23 protein-coding genes and 1 pseudogene are annotated in these 26,380 nt (G+C 62.3%); 14 read left to right on the forward strand and 10 right to left on the reverse strand.

Annotated elements, in window-relative coordinates; genetic code table 11:
* Positions 1-541: 541 nt before the first annotated feature.
* The 3 genes from JQ611_RS08700 to JQ611_RS08710 all read right to left on the reverse strand — a co-directional run bounded on the left by JQ611_RS08700 (position 542) and on the right by JQ611_RS08710 (position 3,774).
* Positions 542-1,246: a GNAT family N-acetyltransferase gene (locus tag JQ611_RS08700; RefSeq protein WP_212465233.1), complete on the reverse strand. Its 705-nt coding sequence runs from the start codon at positions 1,244-1,246 to the stop codon at positions 542-544.
* A gap of 63 nt (positions 1,247-1,309) precedes the next feature.
* Positions 1,310-1,633 (reverse strand): sigma factor-like helix-turn-helix DNA-binding protein, encoded by a 324-nt coding sequence (locus JQ611_RS08705; protein WP_212262318.1) that lies wholly within the window; start codon positions 1,631-1,633, stop codon positions 1,310-1,312.
* A 200-nt stretch (positions 1,634-1,833) separates the two neighbouring features.
* The gene (locus tag JQ611_RS08710) at positions 1,834-3,774 is read right to left on the reverse strand and encodes a cyclic nucleotide-binding and patatin-like phospholipase domain-containing protein (RefSeq protein ID WP_212465234.1); all 1,941 of its coding nucleotides are present in this window, start codon (positions 3,772-3,774) and stop codon (positions 1,834-1,836) included.
* A gap of 307 nt (positions 3,775-4,081) precedes the next feature.
* Here JQ611_RS08710 and JQ611_RS08715 point away from each other — a divergent pair, with 307 nt between their 5' ends.
* On the forward strand, positions 4,082-4,561 hold the full coding sequence (locus JQ611_RS08715) for a GNAT family N-acetyltransferase (protein ID WP_212388840.1): 480 nt from the start codon (positions 4,082-4,084) through the stop codon (positions 4,559-4,561).
* Between the two features lie 99 nt (positions 4,562-4,660).
* On the opposite strand, the gene JQ611_RS08720 is transcribed toward JQ611_RS08715, so the two are convergent.
* Positions 4,661-5,833: an NADH:flavin oxidoreductase/NADH oxidase gene (locus tag JQ611_RS08720; RefSeq protein ID WP_212388842.1), complete on the reverse strand. Its 1,173-nt coding sequence runs from the start codon at positions 5,831-5,833 to the stop codon at positions 4,661-4,663.
* Positions 5,834-5,902: 69 nt separating this feature from the next.
* Complete coding sequence (locus JQ611_RS08725) at positions 5,903-6,205, reverse strand: hypothetical protein (RefSeq protein WP_212465235.1); 303 nt, start codon at positions 6,203-6,205, stop codon at positions 5,903-5,905.
* A 153-nt stretch (positions 6,206-6,358) separates the two neighbouring features.
* On the opposite strand from JQ611_RS08725, the gene JQ611_RS08730 reads away from it, so the two are divergent.
* The 5 genes from JQ611_RS08730 (at position 6,359) to JQ611_RS08750 (ending at position 10,177) form a co-directional block, all read left to right on the forward strand.
* Positions 6,359-6,985 carry an HAD-IA family hydrolase gene (locus tag JQ611_RS08730; protein WP_212465236.1) on the forward strand — a complete coding sequence of 209 codons (627 nt, stop codon included), beginning with the start codon at positions 6,359-6,361 and terminating at the stop codon, positions 6,983-6,985.
* A 12-nt stretch (positions 6,986-6,997) separates the two neighbouring features.
* A complete protein-coding gene (gene glp, locus JQ611_RS08735) occupies positions 6,998-8,209 on the forward strand; it encodes a gephyrin-like molybdotransferase Glp (RefSeq protein ID WP_212262336.1) in 1,212 nt (403 codons plus the stop codon).
* A gap of 214 nt (positions 8,210-8,423) precedes the next feature.
* Positions 8,424-9,131, forward strand: coding sequence for a transcriptional repressor LexA (lexA, locus tag JQ611_RS08740; protein ID WP_192733386.1), 708 nt, complete (start codon positions 8,424-8,426; stop codon positions 9,129-9,131).
* A gap of 250 nt (positions 9,132-9,381) precedes the next feature.
* The gene (locus JQ611_RS08745; protein ID WP_212389021.1) at positions 9,382-9,621 is read left to right on the forward strand and encodes a hypothetical protein; all 240 of its coding nucleotides are present in this window, start codon (positions 9,382-9,384) and stop codon (positions 9,619-9,621) included.
* Between the two features lie 139 nt (positions 9,622-9,760).
* Positions 9,761-10,177, forward strand: a complete 417-nt coding sequence (locus JQ611_RS08750; RefSeq protein WP_212262341.1) for a hypothetical protein — start codon at positions 9,761-9,763, stop codon at positions 10,175-10,177.
* A gap of 42 nt (positions 10,178-10,219) precedes the next feature.
* On the opposite strand, the gene JQ611_RS08755 is transcribed toward JQ611_RS08750, so the two are convergent.
* Both JQ611_RS08755 and JQ611_RS08760 read right to left on the reverse strand, forming a co-directional pair.
* Positions 10,220-12,517 carry a ComEC/Rec2 family competence protein gene (locus JQ611_RS08755; RefSeq protein ID WP_212465237.1) on the reverse strand — a complete coding sequence of 766 codons (2,298 nt, stop codon included), beginning with the start codon at positions 12,515-12,517 and terminating at the stop codon, positions 10,220-10,222.
* A 1,568-nt stretch (positions 12,518-14,085) separates the two neighbouring features.
* Positions 14,086-14,507: pseudogene (locus tag JQ611_RS08760) on the reverse strand (GFA family protein).
* Positions 14,508-14,784: 277 nt separating this feature from the next.
* Here JQ611_RS08760 and JQ611_RS08765 point away from each other — a divergent pair.
* The 5 genes from JQ611_RS08765 to JQ611_RS08785 all read left to right on the forward strand — a co-directional run bounded on the left by JQ611_RS08765 (position 14,785) and on the right by JQ611_RS08785 (position 19,658).
* Positions 14,785-15,099, forward strand: a complete 315-nt coding sequence (locus JQ611_RS08765) for a hypothetical protein (protein ID WP_212262347.1) — start codon at positions 14,785-14,787, stop codon at positions 15,097-15,099.
* A 54-nt stretch (positions 15,100-15,153) separates the two neighbouring features.
* Positions 15,154-15,546, forward strand: a complete 393-nt coding sequence (locus tag JQ611_RS08770) for a hypothetical protein (protein WP_212388848.1) — start codon at positions 15,154-15,156, stop codon at positions 15,544-15,546.
* A 707-nt stretch (positions 15,547-16,253) separates the two neighbouring features.
* Entirely contained in the window at positions 16,254-17,252 is a 999-nt protein-coding gene (locus JQ611_RS08775) for a tripartite tricarboxylate transporter substrate binding protein (RefSeq protein WP_212388850.1), read from the forward strand.
* A 432-nt stretch (positions 17,253-17,684) separates the two neighbouring features.
* The gene (locus JQ611_RS08780; protein WP_212465331.1) at positions 17,685-17,987 is read left to right on the forward strand and encodes a hypothetical protein; all 303 of its coding nucleotides are present in this window, start codon (positions 17,685-17,687) and stop codon (positions 17,985-17,987) included.
* 600 nt (positions 17,988-18,587) lie between these two features.
* Positions 18,588-19,658: a dienelactone hydrolase family protein gene (locus JQ611_RS08785; protein WP_212465238.1), complete on the forward strand. Its 1,071-nt coding sequence runs from the start codon at positions 18,588-18,590 to the stop codon at positions 19,656-19,658.
* A gap of 92 nt (positions 19,659-19,750) precedes the next feature.
* On the opposite strand, the gene JQ611_RS08790 is transcribed toward JQ611_RS08785, so the two are convergent.
* From JQ611_RS08790 to JQ611_RS08800, 3 genes are all read right to left on the reverse strand, one after another.
* A complete protein-coding gene (locus JQ611_RS08790; protein WP_212262353.1) occupies positions 19,751-20,446 on the reverse strand; it encodes a DUF4336 domain-containing protein in 696 nt (231 codons plus the stop codon).
* A gap of 123 nt (positions 20,447-20,569) precedes the next feature.
* The gene (locus JQ611_RS08795; RefSeq protein ID WP_212262355.1) at positions 20,570-20,950 is read right to left on the reverse strand and encodes a nuclear transport factor 2 family protein; all 381 of its coding nucleotides are present in this window, start codon (positions 20,948-20,950) and stop codon (positions 20,570-20,572) included.
* 39 nt (positions 20,951-20,989) lie between these two features.
* The gene (locus JQ611_RS08800) at positions 20,990-22,669 is read right to left on the reverse strand and encodes a glutamine--tRNA ligase/YqeY domain fusion protein (RefSeq protein WP_212465239.1); all 1,680 of its coding nucleotides are present in this window, start codon (positions 22,667-22,669) and stop codon (positions 20,990-20,992) included.
* A gap of 152 nt (positions 22,670-22,821) precedes the next feature.
* Here JQ611_RS08800 and gltX point away from each other — a divergent pair, with 152 nt between their 5' ends.
* From gltX to JQ611_RS08815, 3 genes are all read left to right on the forward strand, one after another.
* The gene (gene gltX / locus JQ611_RS08805) at positions 22,822-24,246 is read left to right on the forward strand and encodes a glutamate--tRNA ligase (RefSeq protein ID WP_212262359.1); all 1,425 of its coding nucleotides are present in this window, start codon (positions 22,822-22,824) and stop codon (positions 24,244-24,246) included.
* A gap of 223 nt (positions 24,247-24,469) precedes the next feature.
* Positions 24,470-25,774 (forward strand): citrate synthase, encoded by a 1,305-nt coding sequence (gene gltA, locus JQ611_RS08810; protein ID WP_212262361.1) that lies wholly within the window; start codon positions 24,470-24,472, stop codon positions 25,772-25,774.
* Positions 25,775-25,983: 209 nt separating this feature from the next.
* Positions 25,984-26,370 carry a GFA family protein gene (locus JQ611_RS08815; RefSeq protein WP_249133041.1) on the forward strand — a complete coding sequence of 129 codons (387 nt, stop codon included), beginning with the start codon at positions 25,984-25,986 and terminating at the stop codon, positions 26,368-26,370.
* Positions 26,371-26,380: the final 10 nt, after the last annotated feature.

Raw genomic sequence — 26,380 nt, forward strand, 5'->3', positions numbered from 1 at the left:
AGAGGGCGCAGGGAAGACCGGGTGCGCGCTGCACCCGCGGTCTCGCGTGCGGTTTGCACAAAACAAGGTGCACACGAGCATACAGGGCAGCGGAGAACACCCGGCCTTCCCTGCGCAATGGCTTTACGGCTTATGCCGTGATCTCCCCGGAGACGAGTTCTTGGTTGACTCCGTCGCTGCCGTTCCCGCTTGCGCTTCTCCGACAGCTTGACGCCTGCAACGGGCGCCAGGACCACACGGTTTTGCCGTACGCCCGTCCGCGCCGTCGTCTCAGCGCAAACCAGCGTCCACCGCAACCCGCCCAACGTCCGTGACGACGGCCGACGCCCTTCTGAGTAGGACGGGATGGGCAAAGATATGCACCTGATTTCCCTTCTGGTAAACAGAAATATTTTTATTTTGGGGCTTGACACGATTTCCGTAAATCAGAACTGATTTGCCGTCGGGTCGTTTTGTCGCGCCCAGGCGTCATTGCACGCAGGCCCGAACGGCCTTCGCGACCATCGCGGCGGCTGGCCTGCTTCAAGCCGATCGCATCGGATCAGGCGACAGACAGCTTTCCGGCCGCCCCGAACCCCGGCATGACGCCGCCAAGCATCGTGCCCAACGCCGCCAAACACGGCTTCACCATGCGGCGCTCGCACCAATTGCCCGGCGTATTGGAGAAGGAAAAGCCTGCCTTGCGCGCAAGCGCCTGCATCTCATTGTTGGTCCGCAGCGTATCACCAAAGATATGGCGGGCGCCGAATGCCGCCGCGAGGCGCTCGAGATTTGAAAGCAATGCAGAACCGATGCTGCAGCCCCGATGCTCATCGTGGACGGAAACGCCGAACTCCAGGCCGCCGGTTGCCCGATCGAACGCATAGCAGGCCTCGGCGACGATCGTTTCGACGCCATTCACCGTCATGACGGCGACCACAGCGAAGCGACTATCCGCGCTGGACCGAAACAACAAATCGAGATCCCGATCCGTGGGGCCATGGCTTGCGCCGGTGAACCGGTTACGCCGCGCGGCCGGCGACAGCGCCTCGAAGTAGGCCTGCAGCGCTTCGCGGTCATCTGGTTCAAGCAAGCGGATCACGACCGACTTACCGGTCCGCAACCGCACAATCTCGAAAACCGCCGCGCCTGCCGTGGCTACGAAGGCCGCGGCGACGTCGAGCGCTTCGCCCTGGAGCATTGGTGCGAGCGCGGGAGAGTCGCAATCCACAACCATCACTTCATGCCGCCATTCGATCGAATTCATGACCGGCTCCTCTGAACATACTGGTGAAGGGGTCGAGGAGGTCATGCCCTCCCCGGGAGCGCACTAGGCGGCAACGGGCTCGATATTCTGATATTTGACCACGTCGACCAACGCCTTGCGAGCGTAGAACAAGCGCGTCTTGATCGTCGCCTGTGGGAGGCCGATGATCTCGCTTGCTTCCTCGAGGGACTTGAGCGCGAAGTCGACGAGTTCAATCACCTCGCGATGAGCCGGCAGCAACCTCCTGAGATAGTGGTCGAGTTCCACGCTCGTCCTGGCGCATCCAAGCCGCAGCATCATCTGAGACAGATCGATGCCGGCCTCGTTCAGCCAGGAGATTCCGTTCTCTCGGGCCGATGCGCTGGTCTCGGCAGAAGTCGTTTGCATGATCGTCTCCTTATTGCGCTTCCATTCACGCGATGGAACGGACGAATAAGGAGGCCGCGTTTCTGCACGACTTCGTGAATTGCAGAGAATAGTTCTGTGGAACGGAAAATGGTTTCAGGTTCGCTTTCGCGGTGAAACCCTAAAACAGGATAAATTTTATTCAAATGATAGATATGCACGCGTCAAAGCGACGCCTGAACTCAGCTTGCGGCCAGCTCGGCGAACGTCCGGCCGGCAGCGGCGCGCAATGGCGAGCCCTTTGAGAGAATCGCGAGCAGTGCTGCGTGCTGATCGCCTTCCGCGCTTTCAAGCGTTGATTTTGCCCACAGATAGGACGCTTCGAAAACACGCTTGTGATTGTCGAACTCCATGACCTTGGCGCCAGGAATGGTCGGCGGACGCATCACAAAATCGGCGGGGCCCACCGGAATCGAATCCACGCGCTGATGCACGAGCAGGCTGCGCCAGAGCACGCTGACCGCTGATGGCGCCCTTGGCAGGCGCTTTTTGCCAAACGGCAGCAGCAGACTGGAAATCAGCTTGAGGCGTCCCGGAAGCGCATCGTAATCCACCTCGAAGCGTTCGATTTCCTGCTTGCCAAAATGGACCACCAGGTTGGGCCCGCGCTTCAGATTGTGCATCGGCGCAAGCGGGATGTTGTCGATCAGACAGCCGTCAACCAGCATCGAGCCATCCTTGGTGTAGAACGGCGGCAAGATGCCTGGAATCGAGGCTGACGCCCGCACGGCCTGCCACAGCGAACCGGTACGAATGACTTCGCCGGCCTGGGTGGAGAGATTGGTTGCCACGGCGGCAAACGGCTTCCAGCAATCCTCGATGTTGCAATCCGCCCCGAGCGCCTCCGCAAGCGCGCGGTCGAGGGCCTTGTGGTCAAGCAGGGAGTATCGCGGCCAGGTGGGGCGCTTGAAACTCCGGCTCTTGACGAAGATATCGTCCGTGCCTCGATCAAGATCTTCAGCTTCGAGGTTCTTGGCGAAGCCGGCGACCATGGCAGCCCCGACGCTGGTTCCGACGAAGATATCGAAGTCAACGCCGCGTTCGCGAAACGCCTTGTAGATTCCAAGGTGCGCCGGCCCCAATCCTCCCCCGCCAGCCGCCACAAACCCGATCGCCCGGCCGAGCAGGAAGCGCGCCAGGCTCCGTACATCGATGTCGTCCTGGAGCGATATGTGGTGATGCATGAAGACGGGCATGCGCCTCAACCAGGCGCCCGTGCCACGCACTTCACCGCTTCGCTCATCATGAACGAGCACGAGCCGCCGCTCGTTGGTTCGATGATAGGTCGACGCCGCAGCCTCTACTTCGGTCAGGGAATCGTCCGGCGCCCTGCCCCTGCATACGAACAGGACCTGATCGGATTGCCGGATGCATTTCTGGGTCCAGCGCGTCAGCTCCCGGTCGCCAAAATAGGCGACGAGATCGGATGCCTGCTCCAGTCGATGCAGCCAGCCGGTTATTTCTTCATCGTCCGGATCCCGTCCGGGGAACATTTGATTGATACGCTGGGAGGTTACGATCTCAACCACCGCGTTGCCGAGCGCCTGTGTCAGCAACGCGTAAAACTGCGGCGGCACCGGCTCCCTTCCCCCTTCCAGAACCACGATTGTTCGCGTGCGCGCAAGTTGTCGATTGGGAACGACGCGCGACGTCGTCTCGGCCACCCGAAGCGCCATCGCCTCAAGCAAGAAACCAACGATGCTGGGCGCTTCAGTTGCAATTTTGTTGTAAGCGGCACGCGACAATGAGAGAACACAGGAATCCCTGATCGCCGTTACGGTGGCCGTCCGCCGGATCTTCCCAAAAAAGCCGATTTCACCAATGAGATCGCCCGGCCCCAGTTCGGCAATCAGCCCTTCGTCGCCCGCGCGCTGCACCGTGAATGCGCCGCGCACGACTTCAAAGAAAGCGTCCGACGCATCGCCCTCGGCGACAAGCTCTTCGCCGCGCAGAATGACCAGCTCGCGCATGAAACCCCGGATCTCCTGACGCTGCTCTGCGGTCAGCATCCTGAAGATCGAGACGTCGGAGGGAACGAAGGCCTCGGGAGGCGTTGCGGTATCGGCGAGAAGGGGAGCGTCGGGGACGAAGGGTGGCTCAGATGCGGTGGCACCATCTACCATTATGTTTTCCTCGATCGAGACTGCGCTGCGCAAGTGACCTTGTTGCCGCCAACGTATTTCATAGCCGCGCCGACACATAGCAGCTCACGCGTTCAAATTGCCTTGCCATACGTCAGGACAACGGGATTAGTTGAGCCATGGTGGATGGGCGGTAATGTCAATTACTCGACATTTGATCGATCGCGTTAAGCCGCCTGCAATCTTCGGCATCTCGTTGCAATTATCCGGACGAATCTGAAAAAATCCTGATATCGCTTCGCTCGCCCGGGCCAAGCTCGCTAACGTACGGGTCCAAGAAGGAGCACCGATGAGCAACGGCGATGACGTGCAGATCGAAGTTGCGCTGGCCGCGACCGATGAGGTGCGCCTGCTGATCGGCGAGCTCGAGGCCGTGCTCGCGGTGGAGTATCCGCCGGAGCAGCGGCATGGCTTTTCCATCGATGCGATCTTCCAACCGCATGTCCGCTTCTTCCTCGCGCGACGTCACGGCGCGGCGGTGGGCTGCGGCGGCGTCGCCCTCTTCCCTGAATATGCCGAGGTCAAGCGGATGTATGTGCGCGGCACCGCGCGGGGCCAGGGCGTCGCCGACGCCATTCTCGCACGCATCGAAGACGAGGTGCGTGGCGCCGGACTTCCCATGTTGCGCCTGGAGACAGGAACGCGCCAGATCGCGGCGATGCGGCTCTATATACGGACGGGATTCCGGGAATGTTCCGCGTTTGGGGATTACGCGCTGAAAGCGCCGCAATCCATTGCGGCGAGTGTGTTCTTCGAGAAGCGGATGTGAAGCGGATTGTTATGTAGCCCGGATGAGCAAAGCGACATCCGGGACTCCGGCATCCCTCCGATACCCGCATATCGCTAGCGCTCATGCGGGCTACCAGCTTCAGGTCAGCTTCCCCGCCTCGTTCAGCCCGCTCTGCCAGGTCGACGGCTGCGTGCCAAAGCCGCGCTTGGCGCGCGTGCCCAGCCAATAGCCGAATTGCGGGGGCACGTTGCGGAACGGGCCTTCGACGCCGAGTTTGAGGGCGGCGTCCATCGGCCAGTTCGGGTTGTTGAGGATTTCGCGGCCCACCGCGATCAGATCGGCTTGCTTGTCCTGCAGGATCTGCTCGGCCTGGTCGCCATGGATGATGAGGCCGACCGCCATGGTCATGATATCGGCGTGGCGTTTGACATAGTCCGACAGCGGCACCTGGTAGCTGTATTTGATTTCCTTGCCCAGGATCGGCGCCATCTCGGTGATGCCGCCGGACGAACAGTCGATGACGTCGACGCCCTTGCTCTTGAGGATTTTCGCCAGCCGTGCGCTCTGCTCCGGTCCCCATCCGGCGTTGTCGTCCACCGACAGGCGGACGAACAGCGGCTTGTGGTCGGGCCAGTGCGTGCGCACCGCTTCGGTGATCTCGGTGATGAAGCGCATCCGGTTGGCCTCGGAGCCGCCATATTCGTCGGTGCGCTGGTTGGATCGCTCGGACAAAAATTGATGCACGAGATAGCCGTGCGCACCATGCAGCTCCAGCACGTCGAAGCCGGCCTCATGGGCGCGCCGCGCGGCCTGGCCCCAGGCCTGCACGAGGTCTTTCACTTCGCTCCGCTCCAGGGCCTTCGGCACCGGCCATTTCTCGCTATGGGCAATCGCGCTCGGCGCCACCGGCGACCAGGCGTCCCAATCCTCGATCTCGGGCGTCCGTTGCAGCGGCCGGTCGCCTTCCCACGGCCGGGTCGCGCGCGCCTTGCGCCCGGAATGGCCGAGCTGAATGCCCGCGACCGCATTCTGCTGATGGATGAATCTAACGAGGCGGCCAAGCGGCTCGACAAAGGCATCGTCCCAGATGCCGAGATCGCCGACCGTGCCGCAACCGCGGCGCTCGACCTTGGTCGACTCGACGACGACAAGCCCGGCCCCGCCGGCGGCGAATTTGCCTGAGTTCATCAGGTGCCAGTCGGTCGGAAACCCCTTCACGGCGGAATATTGGTGCATCGGCGGCACCACGATGCGGTTCTTCAGCTCGACGCCGCGGATCGTCACCGGCGAAAACAGCAGCGTGTTCGACATTCTAGCGTCCTCGCCGGTTTCCTGGAATCCTGGGCACCCCAGTCCCGGCAAGCTGCCGGCGGGCGGCTGTTATTGTTTTGCGGTGGTCTCGGTCTTGATATCCGTTTTGGCTGCCTTCGGCTTCGCGGGCGGCTTGGCTGCGGCTTTCGGGGCGGCATTGTCGCTGCGCACGGTTCCCCAGGGATCGGTGCTCTTTTGCTCCGGAATATTGCCCAGCGACCGCTTGTAGGCGCGCTCGGCCTCCTTCGCCGCCGCGATCTCCGACGGCGACTTTTCCTTGTCCGGCTCCCCGTATTGTTGAACGGGTGCCTGCTGGGCCAACGCCGGCCCGGCCAGCAAGACCATCACAGCCACGATGCCAATCATTCTCATGCGATCACTCCCGAAACGTTCCGGCCAAACGAATAGCACAGCTCCCGCGCCAGCCTAAATGCTGGATTGGGCGGAAATTGTTCGCGAAAACACGCATTTCGCCGGCTGCAGCCAGTCGTTGCCCAGAGCGGTCCAGTTTTGTAAACGTCTGGCATGAACGCCCCGCTTCTCCCCAACTCCGCCGACGCGCTGCTGTTCGATCTCGGACGCGTCGTACTCGATATCGACTTCGGCAAGGTGGTGGCCAATTGGGCCGGCCATGCCGGCTGCGAGCCGGCACAGCTGGTCGAGCGGTTCTTGCCCAATGACGCCTGGCATCGCCACGAGCGGGGCGAGATCAGCGACGCCGAATTCTTCGCAGGCCTGCGTGGCTCACTCGGCATCGGGATATCGGACGCCCAGTTCCTGGAAGGCTGGAACGCGATCTTCGCCGGCGAAATGCCCGACATATCAGCATCGCTGGCGCGCGCCGGACAACGCCTGCCGCTTTATGCCTTCTCCAACACCAATAACGCGCATGTCGTGCATTTCAGCCAGGCCTATGCCGGCGTGCTCGGCCATTTCCGTGAAATCTACCTGTCATCGACGATCGGGCTTCGAAAGCCTGATGCCGCGGCCTATGATCATGTCGTCAAGGCGATCGGTGTTCCCGCCTCCCGCATCGTGTTCTTCGACGATTCCGCCGCAAACATCGACGGCGCGCGGGCGCGCGGCCTGGCCGCGGTACATGTGACAGGGCCGGATGACGTCGCAAAGGCGCTTGCCGCGCTGGGAATTTGAGAGGGTGTTGCCGTGGCCCTGATGCCGGTCGTTGATGCGCTGGCCGCGATCCTTGCGGGCGCCGATCCCTTGGCGGAAGAAATGGCCGCACTCGACACCGCCTGGCATCGCGTGCTCGCGCGCGACCTTGCGGCAAAGCGCACCCAGCCGCCGCAGGCGATGTCCGCGATGGACGGCTATGCGGTGCGATCGGCCGACGCCGCCGACCTCTCCGCGCGGCTGAAGGTGATCGGCGAAGTCGCGGCAGGCCGCCCGTTCGAGCGCATGGTGGGCCCGGGCGAAGCGGTCCGGATTTTCACCGGCGGCGTGATCCCTGATGGCGCCGATGCCGTCATCATCCAGGAAGACACGGCTGCCAGCGGCGACCACGTCACGATCACGGAAACCGCCAAACCGGGACGGCATATCCGCGCCGCCGGCGCCGATTTCCGCGAGGGCGATGTGCTGCTCACCAGGGGCAGCCGCCTCACCGAACGCGACCTGTCGCTCGCCGCCGGCATGAACTATCCGGAACTCGCCGTGATCAGCCGCCCCAAGGTGGCGGTGCTCGCCACCGGCGACGAGCTGGTGATGCCGGGCTCGATCCCGGGCCCCGGCCAGATCGTCTACTCCAACGGCTATGCGCTGCGCGCGCTGGCGCGGGCCGAGGGCGCCGAGACCATCGATTTCGGCATCGCCGCCGACACGGTCGAGGCGACCACCGACGGCATCCGCCGCGCCCGCGCATCGGGCGCCGACATCCTGATCACGATGGGCGGCGCCTCGGTCGGCGACCACGACCTCGTCAAGCGCTCGCTGGAGGCCGAGGGCGTCGCCATGGCGTTCTGGCGCATCGCGATGCGGCCGGGCAAGCCGATGATGCACGGGCGCCTCGGGGCGATGCGGGTGATCGGCCTGCCCGGCAATCCGGTCTCGTCCTATGTCTGTGGTTTCCTGTTTCTGGTGCCGCTGATTCGCGCGCTGTCGGGCCGAAAAACCATCCATCACGCGCGTGAGACCGCCCTGCTCGGCCGCGATCTCCCCGCCAACGATCAGCGCGAAGACTATCTTCGCGCACGACTTGAAGAGCGCGAGGACGGTGCGTTGATCGCGGTGCCGGTGAGCCACCAGGACTCGTCGCTGCTTGGAAATCTCGCTGCGGCACGGGCGCTTTTGATACGTCCGCCGTTTGCGCCGGCGCTGCCGAAAGGCACGCCATGCGAGTTCCTGCGCCTGCCGGAATGACGCATCGCGGCGGCCTGTTCGGGCGAAGTCGGCGCGCGTTCACCTGAAATTAAGTGGTTGCGGAACATGTATCGAACATATAGTGTCCGTTCATGATTTGTTTCGAGAGCTAGTGTCTACAAATGGGAGTTTTGGACTTCCGAATTTGAGACCGCACTCGCAACTGAACTGAACGACCACGAATTACGACGCGCCAACCGGGGGATTGCTCGAGATGCTTACGCGCAAACAGTATGAACTTCTGCGTTTCATCAACGAACGGCTCAAGGAAGCCGGCGTGCCGCCCTCCTTCGACGAAATGAAGGATGCGCTCGACCTCCGCTCCAAGTCCGGCATCCACCGCCTCATCACCGCCCTGGAAGAGCGCGGCTTCATCCGCCGCCTGCCCAACCGTGCCCGCGCCATCGAAGTCATCAAGCTGCCCGAGCTTGCGGGCGCCGGTAACGGCAACGGCCGCCGCGGCTTCACTCCCAGCGTCATCGAAGGCACGCTCGGCAAGGTCCGCGCCGCCAGCGCGCCCGCCGAGGACGATGGCAACCGTCCGGTCGCCGTTCCCGTAATGGGCCGGATCGCCGCCGGCACCCCGATCGAGGCGCTGCAGACCCGCAGCCACACCATCAGCGTACCGCCTGACATGCTCGGCTCCGGCGAACATTACGCGCTCGAAGTCCGCGGCGATTCCATGGTGGACGCCGGCATTCTCGACGGCGACATGGCGCTGATCCAGCGCAACGAGACCGCCGACACCGGCGATATCGTGGTGGCGCTGATCGACGAGGAGGAAGCCACCCTGAAACGCTTCCGCCGCCGCGGCGCCTCGATCGCGCTGGAGCCTGCCAACACCTCCTATGAAGTCCGCATCCTGCCGCCGAACCGGGTCCGGATTCAGGGCAAGCTGATCGGGCTGTACCGGAAGTACTGAGGGCGGCCCGCTTTCGCGGGCGCTTCTGTTCGGTAACGACATCCGTAAGCTCGTCATGCCCGGCCTTGTGCCGGGCATCCACGTTGTTGGCTGCAAGATCAAGACCCGGCCCTGACGGAGAACGGTGGGGCCGCGCGTCGCACAATTGCCCAGAATGCGGCAAAAACTGTGCGGGCAAGGATGGTTGGTTTGACGCGTTTTCTTCGACTCGAAGACGCAAAAACCGGGGGGACGAGACGTGGTCAGCAGTATGATCACCAAGATCACCTGGCAGAGGGCTGGACTCGTGACCGAGCCGGGCCGCTACATGCTCCGGTTCGGCTGGCTGATGGTGACGGCGGAAGATCTCGCGATCTGGCAGCAATATCCGGAGGCTGCGTTCACGCTGGTCGCGCTGCCCGGGATTGCCGACGACGGAAGGGAGCAATTCCATCTCGGCGCCTTCGAACTGCCGCTGCCGCCGATGCCCGAAGATCCGCAGCCGCCGTAGCGCGTTTGTGATCGGGCACGCCGGCCTTTCCGTCGCACTATTGCCCAGAACAGGAATAGACTTTGCTCAAGTCCACTCTGATAGAGGCCAGCGCCTCGAGGGAGGCACGGGTCTCTATCTCTTACGAGGGAGCGATCCGATGTGTGACTATAGTTTGCACGCGATGGCAACGCGTCCTGCTGAGGTCGGCGAGACATTGATATCGACCACCTTCCGCGGCACCTCGACCCGCGGCTTTGCCAGCGAACGCGACCCCGCAGTCGCGGTCTGCATGCTGCCCGGGACCGAACTGGCCTTCGCGCAAGACGTCAAATACGACAATCGCTGGATCTGGACGCGGACGATCGGTTTTCGCGTCGGCAAGTTCAACACCATCGATCCGCATATCAAGGAACGTCACCACGACGCGATCGAATTTCCCGACGGCAGCCATGTGCTGGTGACGCAGCTTTGCGAGGGGCAGCGCGTCACCGTGCTGCAATTGCCGGTGGTGCATCCGATTCCCGAGCGCACAACAACGAAGGCGGACACGGCGACACCGCTTTCCACCGGTTGAATTCCGCGCCGCCGGTCGCGCCCCGCCGGGGAACGTGAATCCTTATTCCTCGGCCTGGAGATCCGCTTCCGACGGGGTCGCATCGACCGCACGCGGCGCCGTACGGCGCGGCGCGAGGATGGTTGTTTCCGCGTCCCCCTCGCCCGCGATCGCCGGCGACCATGGACGATCGACGCCCCGGAGCTTGACGGCATCGATGGTAAATCCGCTGCCGCTTCGCCGCAGCACCATGGCGCCCTGCCGCCGCAGACGCTCCGCAGAGATCACCGAGGCGCCGCACCCCGCAGGCGCCTGCCTTGCGGTGACCACCAGCGCCGCGCGCTCACAATCATCCGCCAGCGCTTCCGGCCGCAGCGCCAATGCCACGAACCCGCCACCGGCGCCTTGCATCACGCAGCCGCTCTCGTCGCATGAGACGCCCTCGGTGAGCGAGGCATCGGCAGGCTTTCGGGCGTCGGCATCCGCCGCCAGCCATTCCTTGACGAGGAAGCCATCCCTCGCGGCGCCCTTGGCCGCGCGCATCAAATGCAGTTTGCCGTCCTGGCCGCGGACACCGACATTGCGCCCGTCGGCGGAGATCAGGATGTCCGGCTGCGGCACCCTCGCCGCCCACACCGCCGCCACCAGCACCACGGCCGCGCCGGTATAGCGCAGCGGCGTCCGCAACAGGCCGAGCAGGATGATGCCAAGACTCGCCGCAATCAGCGGGCCGATGCCGAACGCCGGCACACGACCAACCGCGCCCGGCAAGGCCGCGACCCATTGCGTGACAACGATCATCCAGTCGATGCCGACGCCCATGATGGCCCAGAACACACCGTCAAAACCAAACGGCATCGCAACCAGGCCGAGCAGGCCCGCCGGCATCACCAGCGCCGAGACCACCGGCATCGCCGCGAGATTGGCGAGCACGCCATAGGGCGTCACCCGGTGGAAATGAAACGCCGCGTAAGGCGTGGTGGCAAGGCCCGCCACCAGCGAGGCCAGGAGCAGCATCGTGATCTCGCGGCCGCCCCACAGCGCCACCTGCGCCGTCGCGGAATGATCCGGCTGCGCGAACAGGCGCGGCATGCCGAGTTGCACCAGCGCCACCAGTCCGAGGGTCGCCGCAAACGACATCTGGAAGCTCGGATGCACCAGCGCCTCCGGTGCGATGGTCAAGACAATGAGGGCCGCGACCGCGAGCGTTCGAAACGTGATGGCGCGGCGGTCGACCATGACCGCGATCAGCACCACGGCCGTCATGAAGAACGAACGCTGGGTCGCGACTTCAGCGCCGGAGAGCAACAGATAAAACGCCGACGCGGCGAGTGCCGCCACCGCCGACCATTTCTTGATCGCAAAACCAACCGTGAGCGTCGGGAACAGCGCCAGCAGTGCCCGTACCGCAAAGAACACGACGCCCGCGACGACAGCCATGTGATAGCCTGATATCGACAGCACATGGCCAAGGCCGGAGATGAACATCGCGTCATTGACGGGCTCGGAGATCGCATCGCGCCGGCCGGTCAGAAGCGCGGTCGCGATCGCGCGCTTGTCGCCTTCCAGCGTGGTCCTGATCCGCGCATCGATCGCGTCCCGCATGCCTTGCATGAACGCCGAATAGCGCAGCTTCCACCCGCCGCCATCAGGCGCTTCCGCGGTCCTGATCGCGCCCATCACGAAGCCGGAGGCGCCGATGCCGGAGAAGAACATGTCGCGGCCGAAATCGTAGCTGCCGGGCCGCAGCGGCGACATCGGCGGCAACAGCCGCGCTTTCAATTCGACAAAGCTGCCCACGTCAGGCGCGGTACCCTTCTTGACCGACAGCCGCACCCGTTCGATTTTTGTCGCGTCGCGCGCGCTCTCCATGGTCACGACGCGCAGCACAAAACGATCGGTGCGCTCGCGGATGTCGCGGGTTTCGACAAATCCCGTCAGCGCCACCGAAAACATCGGCCGCGCCAGCACACCATGCGCGATCCGAGCCGTCTTCCAGGTCGCAATCGCAAAGCCGGCGGCGACGGCGGCGATCATCACGGCGACCGGAAACATTTTGTGCCGCCGCAGCAAGAACGCCGCCGCGCACAGCACGATGGCGGTGACAGCCGCGACCGACAGCACCGGCTCATGGTCGGCGGCAAAGTAGAAGGCGATGCCGGTGCCGAAGGCGACGGGCACCCAGGGCAGCAAACGCCCCGCCCCCGCCTCCGCGCGCGCCCATTGCCGCAAGGTCTCGATCAGCGGCGGCCACAGCGCAAGACGCTGGGGCGCGAGACCGCCGACCGGCGCCGCCCCACGCGGCGGCCACGTGCCGGCGTAGCCTCGCCTTTGGCCCGACGTGTTGCCCTGCTCCGACATCAAGCTACCCACACGATACGCTCGCGGGGACAAAGCTACCGGAAGGTGTGAGGTTCCGGCTAGCAGAACGGAAGTGGAATATAGGGGAAAGGCGCCGCGCGCGCGGGAGCGAAGCCCCGCGCTCTCAAGACTGCTGTGGGAAGAAAAACCCGCCGGTAACTACCCCGGCGGGTTTCCTTTACGCATCACTCTCGCGGGGGCTTTGGGGTCCGTTCCGCGATTGCCTTCAGGATGACTGGTGACCGTTAAAAGTTGATTTTCTGACGACATCGGCAGTCAATATGACTCTCGTCACAGCACGTCAGATCGCCACCCGGCATACTCGCTCCAGATCAACGGCGCACAGCGCCACAACATGGAGCGGGACAATGACCAACCAGACCTCGATTTACGAATTGACCGCCTCCGAACTCGATGCAGTCGCCGGTGGCTGGGCGGGACTAGTCCTTGCAGCTACGAAGTCCGCCCCAACTAGCGGCCGCACCCCAGTAGACCTAAACAGCAAATCGTCTTCGGGCGCAGTCTTCTCTGCCGTCGGCAGCCAGACTTGGTGAAGGCCGAGTCTGTTGCGATAGTCGCCTCAATTTGGCGGCCTCTTTCATTCCGAAATTTCAAACCGAGACACTACCGGCGCTAGGGCTGAAGGCGAAGACGGTGCCGATACGCCTGGTGTGAGCCGTGGGGACGTTCCAGCGCAAGAAACCGGCGGCATCGGCGTCAAGGCGCCCTCTCTAGACGAAAAACCCCGCCGGTTAGGGCGGGGCTAAGTCGGGTATCATTGCTTCTTTAGCCCGCGTGAGGGCTGCTGACAGCGTAACAAACCAGCCGGCATAGTCGATTCGCTTTTCTTGCATGCTTGCCTGCTTATCCCGCATGCGCGTACGCAGTGCGGTTCCGCAACAGAGCCGCACTCCCACTCTGGCTGCGCTGGTAGCGTCGCTAAGTGCCACGGGACCGCGGGTTCAATGAACTGTCGCCGCCTTGCAACATGCAGGTGACCTTGGCATGACCGCTGACCCAAACGGGTGATGGAAAGATGATGGGTTAAGGTGTTTAATCTTTGCCAACTTGGTGGCACGCATTAAGTGTCCGCTGGTACCTATTATTTTATTCCGCTTTAGCGAAATTTATTTTTGAAGATTTGCAATGGTTCGGGAAATCGACAGGATAGTTGTCGGGACTCGCTTCAAGACGAGTAAGCTAGGCGCTGCTCGATGCCCGGAACTGGCTAATCTGAATGGCATCGTTGTCGAGGTGAGTCATACCAACACGGGCATTACCGTGTTGTTCGATGGCGCCAAAAGACCAACTTGCCTGCACAGGCAGTTTATATCCCCCGTCTCGGGTATTGGATCGGGAAGCTATTTGGCTGGCTCTGAAAAAACGCGTCCCTGACCTCGACTTGTTTTGATCATCGGTTCGGTATTACGGCGCGGCATGATGTTCCCATCACCGCCCCGACTCGGCAGCTACCGGTGACTGAGAAGCTTTGCGCTCCCGCCTGATCAAGGCGTGCATCATTCGTAACTTCTGCCGGTGGCGAAAGAAGCACTATTCGCGGCGCGCGCCTACTCTGAAATTACCTCTCCGGAGCCACCAAACTCTTTCGGAACATCCTTCAACTTGGTCACACCGTCGCGCATGGGCAGAGCTGTTTCTGAGTAATTTATATGTACGCCCGGCGTAAACTTCAGCGTTGGCAATGTTGCTGCAAAGACGTCTACCAGTCCCAAGGGCGGGTGATTGGTCATTAGGTGCCCGCCACATTTTTTACGGTACTGCGGCTTACTGACCTCGGTCTTTTGGAACATTCCTACATGCCCGATGTTATTCGGACCGCCTCGGGCTTCCAGAGACTAAAAGCGTTGACGGGTCCGCCTGACCATGAACGGCACGAACTGCAATGGCAGTAGCCCATTGCTTCCGGCTCGCCTGATACCTCCACATGAACCGTGCCGCAGCAGCACTCGCCTTTATGTGTAGTTGCCATTGCACACTGCTATCTCCCAACCCTTCAACCATAAGCCGGAATGCGCGCAGGCCAGATTTAGTTCCAGACTCCCGACCGCCTGGAACGAATCCGCCGGGGCTAGCTTGAATCCCGGTCCTGTAAGCCGGATTCATGAATGTCCGGGATTACCCCCAAAGGCCCACGCACGGGATCGAATGTTTTTGTTAACGAATAGACCGATGGGTTTGCTTTCGACTGACGGCTTCGGTTCGTCCTTCTGGAGGCTGGCATTGTATTCTGGACCGGGAGTTCCGTTATGCGTCGCTCACCGTCGATCGTGCCGCGAGAAGCGGACCGGGACGTTTATCTGGTGCTGGACGATTTCGGCGCCCGTTTAGGCCGAGCATGGCGCGAGACCGACGAAGCGGGTACCGATCGCGAGACGCTGATCCAAGACCTTATGAACGACGAATGTGGGCATCCGGCGCGCATCGTAGCCTTCAATACCGTCGACGGCTGGTCGCGGGACGTGACCATGGATATCGCCGACGAACTGCGCCGACGATTTGTCGAATACGATCAAGTGCCGCGCTCTGTGCAGGAGTTCTTGGAGACGGCTGTCCGGCGCTAATTTGGATCTGCAATCGCGACAAATTCGGCTTGTCCGGGGGTTGAAGGCCAAAAAATGAGTACGGATAAACTTCAGGAGATGGACAAGGTTCTTGCGGAGATATTCCGCGAGCCTCCACTAATTTCGACCCAGATTGAGCCCGCGCCGGCAACATCCTTTGACCCACCAAACGAAGAGGAGCCTTCTGTTCAAGCCCCTGCAGTTGACGCTGCACCCGATGCCGAAGATGCGTTGAGACGGGCGGAGCAAGCAAAGTCATTGCTGTCCGGACTAAACCTTGACACCGCGATCCGCCTCCGCTGGGCGATGCGTGATATCAGAAGTAAGCGAACGAAATTGACGCCCGTCAGCGAAAATGACCTAGCGGCGCTCGTGGATCTGGGCTTCGTCGAGATGCAAGAAGGAATACCGAGGCTCACCGGTTTGGGCGTCCTCGCGCTCGATTGACCCGTCGAGATCGAGATGAAGGCGATGGGTAAGTGAATGCCTGAAGATGCGGCCCGCGGAACGTTTCCAATGAATCGACGTCAGAGCGACGACCCTCTACCAGAATTTCACGTGGGAGATCGCGTCCGGTTGAGTGAGCTAGGGAAATCGCGCACGCCCCGAACTAAGTCTCGTGGCACGGTAGTGCGTATTCCTGGGTGGACGGCCGCACAAGGTTCTGTTCAAGTCTTGTTTGATGGCAACAAAGAACCGACAAAAATGCACCGGTCCTACCTCGAGATCGACCTGTAATCTGTAATATTCACCAAAATGGAAACGGCCCCAGCGCGGGAGCGAGTACCGCTGGCCTGCCGTTGCCGACGCAATCAACCAGTGCACGGGCACGCTGTTTCTGTGGCGCCACGATCGACATAGCGACGGCCGACCGTCACATATACGAAGCACATATGATGGATTTGCATCCCGCATGAAACACGTCACCGCCCGCCCCTACGCCGATCCCGCCAAGGCCGCACAGCGCTGACACCGCCGCTGCCCCGCTTTACGTCCTACGCTTCTCCCACCCATCGTGGCGTTCCGCCGCGCCACGTGCCGGCACTTCCCCTTGACATGCCGGCGCTCCGCCGCCCGAATGGCGGGTAGCGCAAAAAGCGCGCGCCGCGGTGCAATGCCCGGCGCATCAAAAACAAAATCGGGAGGGTTTGCGAATGCTTCGCCAAGTAATCCGCGATGCCAAACGTCTGGCCAGAAATGTTGCCCTTGCTTCGCTTGCAGCGTTAAGCCTGCTCGGCGCCCGCAACGCGCAAGCGGCCTTCCCGGAGCGACCCATCACGCTGATCGTGCCATGGGCCGCCGGCGGCGGCACCGACGCGGTCGCGCGCCAGATCGCCAACATCATGGAGCGCGATCTCAAGCAGCCGGTGAACGTCGTGAACCGCACCGGCGGATCGGGCGTGGTCGGCCACCAGGCGATCGCGACTGCAGCGCCTGACGGTTACACGTTCGGCCTCATCACGCTGGAGATCACCCTGATGCACTGGGCGGGGCTTACCGATCTTACGTTCGAGAAGTTCACGCCGCTCGGGCTGGTCAACCAGGACTTCGCCGCGATCCACGTCAAGGCGGACTCGCCCTACAAGAACGTCAAGGAGCTGTTCGCGCATATCAAGGCGAACCCGAACAAGGTGGTGGCCTCGGGCACCGGCCAGGGCGGAAGCTGGCATGTCGCGCTCGCCGGCCTGATGCAGGCCGACGGCGTTTCGCCGACCTCGATCCGCTGGGTGCCGTCCACGGGCGCTGCGACCGCGCTGACGGATCTGGCCGCCGGCGGCGTCGACTTCGTCGCGTGCTCGATGCCGGAAGCCGAGGCGCTGATCAAGGCGGGGCGTATCCGCAGCCTCGCGTTCTTCTCGCCCAAGCGCGCGCCGAACTTCCCTGACGTGCCGACCACCGAGGAGGCGACCGGTCACAAGTTTCACAAGGGCGTGTGGCGCGGCTTTGCGGCGCCCAAGGGCCTGCCGCCGGAGATCGCCAAGACGTATGAGGCCGCGATCAAGAAGGCCTGGGACAGCGACGAGTTCAAGGATTTCATGACCCGGCGCGGCTTCGACATGATCTATCTGGATGCGGCAAGGTACGGCGAGTTCATGAAGGCCGACGACGAGGACAACGGCAAGGCGCTGAAGTCGCTCGGGCTGGCGAAGTGAAGCGCCCCGCAAGCCTCGTCGTCCTCCCGTTTCGCCATTGTGGCGTTGCCTTTCCCTTCTGCCGCTGACACGACTTCCTGAAGATCACCCCGGCCGGCGCCGAAATGTTCGCCTGCTGGCTCGGAGCAGGGGTAGAGGGGAATTGCTTTTGCCGCTATTGGCCCCGCCGATTAATGGCCGGAGCATTTTCTACCGCCATGTCCAGTAAGTAGCAGGCGAGAACGCCCAGCTTAGCACCACCGATCAGTGCAAGGAGCGCCATTGCCCATCGGAGGCTCATCTCCGCAAACATGTCGGACGTGAAAACGAACAAGAGCCCGACGCTGGCTCCCACCGCTGCACTGAAAAAATACCTGACGGGCATGCTGTTCAACAGCAAATGACGTCATATAGTTCCGGGGAACCTTTGGCCGGCGCGGAGATGTTTGCGTGATGCTTAAAGGATGGCTCCGCAAATTCGACGAGGCGATCGAGGCGCCGGACGGCACACAGCTCAACACGCTGCGCGAGGCGGTCGCCTACCTCGCCGAGACCGTTCCCAAATCAGAACGCGATATGCCGGCAGTCACGACCGCGGCGGAAATCCTTACCTACGCCGCGGAGCGCGGTATTGCCTGGATGTTCTTGGCGCGCATGGCTGTGCTCAAGGCACTGCACCGCCACGAAGTCCTGCAGTTCAATCCCGATGCCAAAGAGCATCATTGGGGAAAGCGGAAGCTCAAAAGAGATCAGTAAGGCGCGCGCTCCCGCAACCGTGAACCGCACGGCCCCAAGCCGCACTATTTCCACGACCTGTAAGCGTCCAGCGCGTGAGCGACAAGGATGCCGACGCTGAGAATTATCAGAAATGCTGCAACGGCCTCGAACATTGGCGATCCTCGCAGGGTCGCTCAAGTAAGCAACTCGCCGCGCTGCACAGTCAAAATGATTCGCCTTGTCGCCACAGATCGCGGTGCGACTGGTGACTTTGAGCAACGGTTGACCTGGTTTTCACCCGAATCTCTAAGCTTGACTGCCCATTTTTTGCCTGTTTTTGGGCGGAAACAGCGATCCTAGCCTTAACCTAGCGGCCAACGCAGGCGGTGGCTGAAATGGCGGACCTATCCCACGAAGTTGCGCAAGACCACGACCTCCGTATCCTTGTCCGCGTGGTCTCATTTTGTACTCTGGGCCTCTGGTCATTTGCAGCCGGTTTGCTGATAGGCACCTTTCTGTTTTCGTGATCGATGCCCGCTGCTGCGTAAAGGCCTCTCGGCCATCAAGTTGGTCGCGGGTGAGTAAACTCTGCCTTCTAACATTCAGCGCCGTTCACCCCTGACTTCGGCGAGGTGCTTGATGCAACGGGCGATCATCGGACTCTTGCGCAAGATTTTGGCCACCGGGCTCTTCGCTTCACGCGCGCAGCGATATCGGCGCCCTATGATCGGCGCTTCAAGACGCATGTCGTCCGTGCTGGTTGGCATGGCAGCGTTCGCACTCCTGGCCCCGCAAGCCGCTGTTTCTCAAGGCCGCATCGAAATAGTGAACTTCCAAAGCCTGACCTTCCCCGGCAGCCTGTTTACGCCCCCCTTCATGGCTGCCCCACAGGAGGGGTCGCCGGCAACTATCTTTGGTATTCTGAGGCTTCCGGAGACCACGGACCGGGTTCCTGCCGTCGTCATAACGCATGGTTGTTCGGGCATCACAGGGGCGGAGACGTATTGGGCGGAAAGTCTCATTCAACTCGGCGTCGCTACGTTCGTCGTCAACAGTTTTGTCGGGAGGAATATTCCGCGTGTCTGCTCAGGTCCTCACACAATAAGCACAGCCAGTGTGCTCACGGATGTCTATCGCGCACGGGATCTTCTGGCAGTCCATCCGCGCATCGACCCTTCACGAATTGCAGTATTGGGATTTTCCTTCGGTGGCCGCAACGCGCTCTGGGCTGCGTCCCCGCGGTTCCAGCAACGCTACGGTCCCGGGCTGTCACCCTTTGCAGCCTATCTCGCGTTTTACCCCACAGGCTGTCATATCAAGCTCATCGATGAAGATCGCGTGGCGAATGTCCCGATACGAATCTTTCATGGCGCAGCGGATGACGCGACGATCATCGGCCGCTGCAGGGAGTACGTCGCAAGGCTCCGCAACGCCGGCAATGACGCCGCCTTATTCGAATACGTTGGCGCCAAGCACTGGTTTGACAACGCCGATCTCGCCAACCGTCAAACGCCGACCGGCTTCCTGAATTACAACAACTGTACGTTCCTCGAGCAAGACGACAAGATCATCGACGTGATGACCGGCGGCCTGGCAGGAACGGGGGCGCCATGCGTCGTGTCGGAGGGGTCGTTTGGTTATAATCCCGCGGCACGCGAGCAAGCGACAGCGGATGTGCAGAATTTTCTGCGATCGTTGTTCAAGCTTTGACCGCTGCACCTTGCGCGCGCCCATGTGCGCAGAGTCTTGATGAACGGCGGCCAGATCGCAAGACGCGAAGCGAAATCTCGGGGAAAGCGCCGTCAGGAATGCGTGGCCAGCCATCCAAACGCGCGGCGCAGGAATACCCGGGCATCCGTCTCTACCGGCGGTCCGTGGGCCATCAGCACCTTCTCGGCCGGCCATGCGAAAATGCGTTCCAGAGAGAGCCGCGCGGCGCGGCGGTTGGTAAAGGCGAGTCGAAACTTGCGCGGCACCGACGGCTCGGGGCCTACCATGAGGTCCAGTTTCGCCACGACAGCCCGCCAGCCGGAGAACGAACTGGCAGGAAGCTGCTGAATCAAATCGGTGAAGAGCACGGTGCCGCTGCTGGCGTGGAAGAATACCACCTCTGTCGTGATGACATTGCCCTGCATCAAGACCTGGTCGATCTCCTGATCCCATTCCGGACTCGGCGCGTCACCGAGATCGGCGTCAAAGACAATGTCCTCACGCTTCTTGCGCAACCCCGGAGGGGCGTAGACCTTGGCTCCGGGATAGGCCTGCTTCCACGCTAGAAGAAACAAGTGGTGAAGTGAATTGGGCGCAACGATGTGCCGCACTGGACCGAGGGCATCGACCTCTGCCCGCAAGCCATCCGTGAGCTGGATCGGCGACCAGATGAAGAGGCCGCCGCCGGACAGTTTTATGACAGCCATCCGAGTGGGATAATGAAATCCGACGATGACGATTTCGGTTCCATCCGCGGTCCAGATATCGTGAGCGAAGTGCTTCAACATTCCCGATCCAATGCAACTGGCATCGGCCGATCGTTAGCCATTGCAGGCTGCCCTCGCAAGCGCCGACAAAATCGTATCGCGCGAGCGTCAAGTCGAACACCGAACGATCCTGTGAGACGTCGCCTAAATCAGCGGCGCCTTCGACGACACGTGATGGCTGACGATTTTCCAGTCGCCGTCTTCGCGGACAATGACCCAGGTGATCTTCACGGTCAGTGTTGCATCGTCGAAGGCGAAGTTAGCCGTGCCTGCCGTGTTGACCACCTCAGTGCCGGCGGCTTCGGTCGACACGTCGGTGAAGCGGACGGATTGCGCCTTCCAGCGCGGCAGGCCTGCGAAATAAGACCTCACGCCTTCCCGTCCGCGATAGAGCGTCGGATTCGAGCCGAAGAACAGCGCGTGCCTTGAATAGAGCGAGGCGAGCGCATCGGCGTCCAGCCTGCTGAACGCCGCGGCCCATTTCGCCATGGTGCCGGATGCGATGTCGTCGGCCGCGCTTGGCATCGGAATATCCAATCGTTGTGAGGCCGACGTCAGCCGTTCTCAGCCCTTGGCGACTTCCTTGGCAAAGGTATCGCGCAGGCCGATGGTGCGGTTGAAGACCAGTCTGTCCGGCGTCGAGTCCTGGTCGCGCACGAAATAGCCCTGCCGCTCGAACTGCATCACCTCGTTCGAATTGCTTTCGGCAACGCCGACCTCGATCCGCGCGTCGGACAGCACTTCCAGTGACTGCGGGTTGATGTCGGCGGCGAAATTGCCGGCGTCGGGGCTCGGTTTTGCGAACAGCTGGTTGTAGACGCGGATTTCCGCGGGCCGCGACTGCGCCGCCGGCAGCCAGTGCATGGTGGCCTTGACCTTGCGTCCGTCAGGCGCGTTACCGCCCTTGGTGGCGGGATCATAGGTACAGCGCAGCTCGACCACCTCGCCGGCGTCGTTCTTGATGACGCCGGTGCACTTGATGAAATAGGCGTAGCGCAACCGCACTTCATTGCCCGGAGAAAGCCGGAAGAATTTCTTCGGCGGGTTCTCCATGAAATCGTCCTGCTCGATATAGAGCTCGCGGCCGAACGCGATGCGGCGGGTGCCGGCGTCGGGATTATCAGGGTGATTGATGGCTTCGAGCTCCTCGACCTGGCCTTCCGGATAATTCTCGATCACGACCTTGAGCGGCCGCAGCACCGCCATGCGGCGCTCGGCCGTCTTGTTGAGCAGTTCACGGATGCAGAATTCCAGCATGCCGACATCGACCACGCTGTTGGATTTCGCCACCCCGATGCGCTTGACGAATTCGCGCACCGCCGCCGGCGGCACGCCGCGCCGCTTCAGGCCGGCGACGGTCGGCATCCGCGGATCGTCCCAGCCGGCGACATGGCCCTCGCGCACGAGCTGCGTCAGCACCCGCTTCGAGAGCAGCGTGTAGGTGATGTTGAGCCTTGCGAATTCATACTGCCGCGGCTTTGACGGCACCGGCAGCTTGTGGAGCAGCCATTCGTAGAGCGGCCGGTGATCCTCGAATTCCAGCGTGCAGATCGAATGGGTGATGCCTTCGATGGCGTCCGACTGGCCGTGCGCGTAGTCGTAGCTCGGATAGATCGACCATTTGTCGCCGGTGCGCGGATGATGGGCGTGCAGGATCCGGTACAGGACGGGATCGCGCATGTTGATGTTGCCGGAGGCCATGTCGATCTTGGCGCGCAGCACGCGGGTGCCGTTCGGGAATTCGCCGGCCTTCATGCGGCGAAACAGATCGAGGTTTTCGTCCACCGGGCGGTCGCGGAACGGGCTGTTCTTGCCGGGTTCCGTCAGCGTGCCGCGCGAGAGGCGGATTTCCTCCTGCGACTGGTCGTCGACATAGGCGTGGCCGGCCTTGATCAGGCCTTCCGCCCAGTCGTAGAGCCGCTCGAAATAATCGGAGGCGTAATAAAGATCGGTTCCCCAATCGTAGCCGAGCCAGCGCACGTCGGCCTGGATGGAATCGATATATTCCTGCTCTTCCTTGGTCGGGTTGGTGTCGTCGAAGCGCAGATGGCACTTGCCGCCAAACTCCTGCGCGATGCCGAAATTAAGGGCAATCGACTTGGCGTGGCCGATATGCAGGTAGCCGTTCGGCTCCGGCGGAAATCGGGTCACGATCCGGCTGTGCTTCTGGGTGTCAAGGTCGGCCTGGACGATGTCGCGAATGAAATCGCGCCCTGCTTCTGCCGCTGCCGGTTCTGTGGTCATTACGTGTTCCCGCTCGGTAAGCGGCCCTTCTGCCAAATTCGCCCCGGCCCGCCAAGCCTGCTTTGTCCAGGACCGGACATTAATGGCGAGACTTTAGTTATGCACCGTCCTGCTATACACCACGGCCGTTCAAGCATAGGCCTGCCCAAATCATGACCGATTCCGTCGTCACCCGCTTTGCCCCCTCGCCGACCGGCTTCCTCCACATCGGAGGCGCCCGCACCGCGCTGTTCAACTGGCTCTACGCCAAGAAGCATGGCGGCAAGATGCTCCTGCGGATCGAGGATACCGACCGCGAGCGGTCGACCGAGCCGGCGATTGCCGCGATCCTCGACGGATTGAAGTGGCTGGAGCTCGATTGGGACGGCGACGTCATCTACCAGTTCAGCCGAGCCGCCCGCCACCGCGAGGCCGCCGAGTCCCTGCTCGCCAGTGGCCGCGCCTATCGCTGCTACGCCACGCCTGAGGAACTGACGGCGATGCGCGAGAAGGCCCGCGCCGAGGGCCGCACCCGCCTCTATGACGGCCTGTGGCGCGACCGTGACCCGTCCGAAGCGCCCGCGGGCATGAAGCCCACCATCCGTCTCAAGGCACCGCAGACCGGCGAGACCGTGATCGAGGATCAGGTCCAGGGCCGCGTGGTCTGGCAGAACGAGAACCTCGACGATCTCGTGCTGCTGCGCGGCGACGGCAACCCGACCTACATGCTGGCGGTCGTGGTCGACGACCACGACATGGGCGTCACCCATGTGATCCGGGGTGACGATCATTTGATCAACGCCGCGCGCCAGAAGCAGATCTACGACGCGCTGGAATGGGACATTCCGAACATGTCCCATATCCCGCTGATCCATGGCGCCGATGGCGCAAAACTGTCGAAGCGCCATGGCGCGCTCGGGGTCGAGGCCTACCGCGCACTCGGCTATCTGCCGGCGGCGCTGCGCAATTACCTGGTCCGGCTCGGCTGGGGCCACGGCGACCAGGAGATATTCTCGACGGAGGAGATGATCGACGCGTTCGACCTGCCCGCCATCGGGCGTTCGGCGGCGCGCTTCGATTTCGCCAAGCTGGAAAACCTCAACGGCCACTACATCCGCCAGGCCGACGATCAAGCGCTCGTGACCATGTTCGAACAGTTGCTGGATTACGTCCCTGATGGCGCCGAGCTGAAGGCCAAGCTCAACGACACCACGCGGGCGCAATTGCTGCGGGCGATGCCGAGCCTGAAGGAGCGCGCCAAGACGCTGCTCGAACTGATCGCCGGCTCCTACTTCATCTTTGCCGACCGTCCGCTCGAGCTCGAGCCGAAAGCGGCCGCCCTGCTGACGCCGGAAACCCGTGAACTGATCGGCAAGCTGCGCAATGCGCTGCAAGCCGTGACCGACTGGAATTCTGAGAGCACCGAGGGGGCGATGCGGAATTTCGCGGAGCAGAATAACCTCAAGCTGGGCGCGGTCGCCCAGCCGCTCCGGGTGGCGCTGACGGGGCGGACGACCTCACCCGGGATTTTCGACGTCCTGGCCGTGCTGGGGCGCGACCAGTGCCTGGCCCGGCTCGGCGATCAGGCCGCCGCTTAATTTCTGTTTTGACGCGTTTCTTTACGCGAACCGGTACCCACTTCGCTGGAAAACGCTAATGGAGCCCCTGCTATGTGCTAGCGGCGGCCATCTTGCAGTGCACAGGGCAATAAGCTACGCATTTTGAAGCCGCCTTCTAGACAATCCGGCTTGCCCTGTCATCTGCCAGAAAACGGCATCAGGTCAGCCCGGTTTTCGCAACGATTTCATCGGGGACTTCGCGATGGACGCAAAATCCAGCAATAAAACTGCAACGCTAACGGTAGGTAACAAGACCTACGATTTCCCGATCCTGAGCGGCACGGTGGGGCCGGATGTCATCGACATCGCCAAGCTCTACGGCCAGGCCGGGATGTTCACCTATGACCCCGGCTTTACCTCCACCGGCAGCTGCCAGTCGAAGATCACCTATATCGACGGCGACGCCGGCATCCTGGAATACCGCGGCTATCCGATCGAGCAGCTCGCCGAAAAGGGCGATTTCCTCGAGACCTGCTATCTCCTGCTGTACGGGGAACTTCCCACCAAGGCGCAGAAGGAAGATTTCGACCACCGCGTGATCCATCACACCATGGTTCACGAGCAGATGGCCCGCTTCTTCCAGGGCTTCCGCCGCGACGCCCACCCGATGGCCATCATGGTCGCGGCCGTCGGCGCGCTGGCCGCGTTCTATCACGACTCTACCGACATCAACGATCCGAAGCAGCGCATGATCGCCTCGATGCGCATGATCGCCAAGGTTCCGACGCTGGCCGCTATGGCCTTCAAATATACCGTCGGCCAGCCCTTCGTGTACCCGAAGAACTCGCTCACCTTTGCCGAGAACTTCCTCAACATGTGCTTCGCGGTGCCCTGCGAGGACTACAAGATCAATCCGGTGCTGGCTGACGCGCTGGACAAGATCTTCATCCTGCACGCCGACCACGAGCAGAACGCCTCGACCTCGACGGTGCGTATCGCCGGCTCCTCCGGCGCCAACCCGTTCGCCTGTATCGCCGCCGGCATCGCCTGCCTGTGGGGACCGGCGCATGGCGGCGCCAATGAAGCTGCGCTGGCGATGCTGGCCGACATCGGCACCGTCGACAAGATTCCCGAGTTCATCGCCAAGGTGAAGGACAAGAACAGCGAAGTCCGCCTGATGGGCTTCGGCCATCGCGTCTACAAGAACTACGATCCGCGCGCCAAGATCATGCAGAAGATGTGTCACGCGGTGCTGGCCGAGACCGGTCACGGCGACGACCCGATGCTGAAGGTCGCGCTGGAGCTGGAAAAGATCGCGCTCAGCGATCCCTACTTCATCGACCGCAAGCTCTACCCGAACGTCGACTTCTATTCGGGCATCACGCTGAAGGCGATGGGCTTCCCGACCTCGATGTTCACCGTGCTGTTCGCAGTCGCCCGCACCGTCGGCTGGATCAGCCAGTGGAGCGAGATGATCGAGGACCCGCAGCAGAAGATCGGCCGTCCGCGCCAGCTCTACACCGGCGTCGCCCGCCGCGACTACGTCGACATGGGCAAGCGCAAGTAAGGCCTGACGGATACGAGACCCAAGAAAGCCGGATGCGGTCACCGCCTCCGGCTTTTTCTTGTAGGGTGGGTGGAGCCAACGGGTCGCGCGAACGCGCGCCCGATGACAGGCTTCGCGATACCCACCGCCACGGCAAAGAAAGTTGGTGGGTATCGCTTCGCTCCACCCACCCTACGATTCCAGGAGGAACCATGCTCACCGGAAGCTGCATGTGCAAAAGCGTGGCCTATGAGGTGGACGCCGAACCCGGCGCCATCGTGCACTGCCACTGCGCCACCTGCCGCAAGGCGCACGGCTCGGCGTTCTCGACAGTGACCAATGTGCCGCGCGACCGCTTTCGCTGGACCAGGGGCGAAAGCCTGCTCAGGGGTTTTGAATCCTCGCCCGGCAAGCAACGCTATTTCTGCACGCAATGCGGCTCGCATATCGTCGCCGAGCGCGCCGGCAGCCGCAGCGTCCTGCTGCGGATGGGGTGCCTGGACACGCCGATCACCAACCGGCCCGCCGCGCACATCTGGCGATCGGATTGCGCGACGTGGTTCGATCCGAAAGACCAGTTGCCGGAGTGGCCGGAAGGTTCGGCGCCGAAGGGTTAGCGCTAGAGCC

This window comes from Bradyrhizobium sp. AUGA SZCCT0182, from assembly GCF_018130185.1.
Classification (GTDB): domain Bacteria; phylum Pseudomonadota; class Alphaproteobacteria; order Rhizobiales; family Xanthobacteraceae; genus Bradyrhizobium.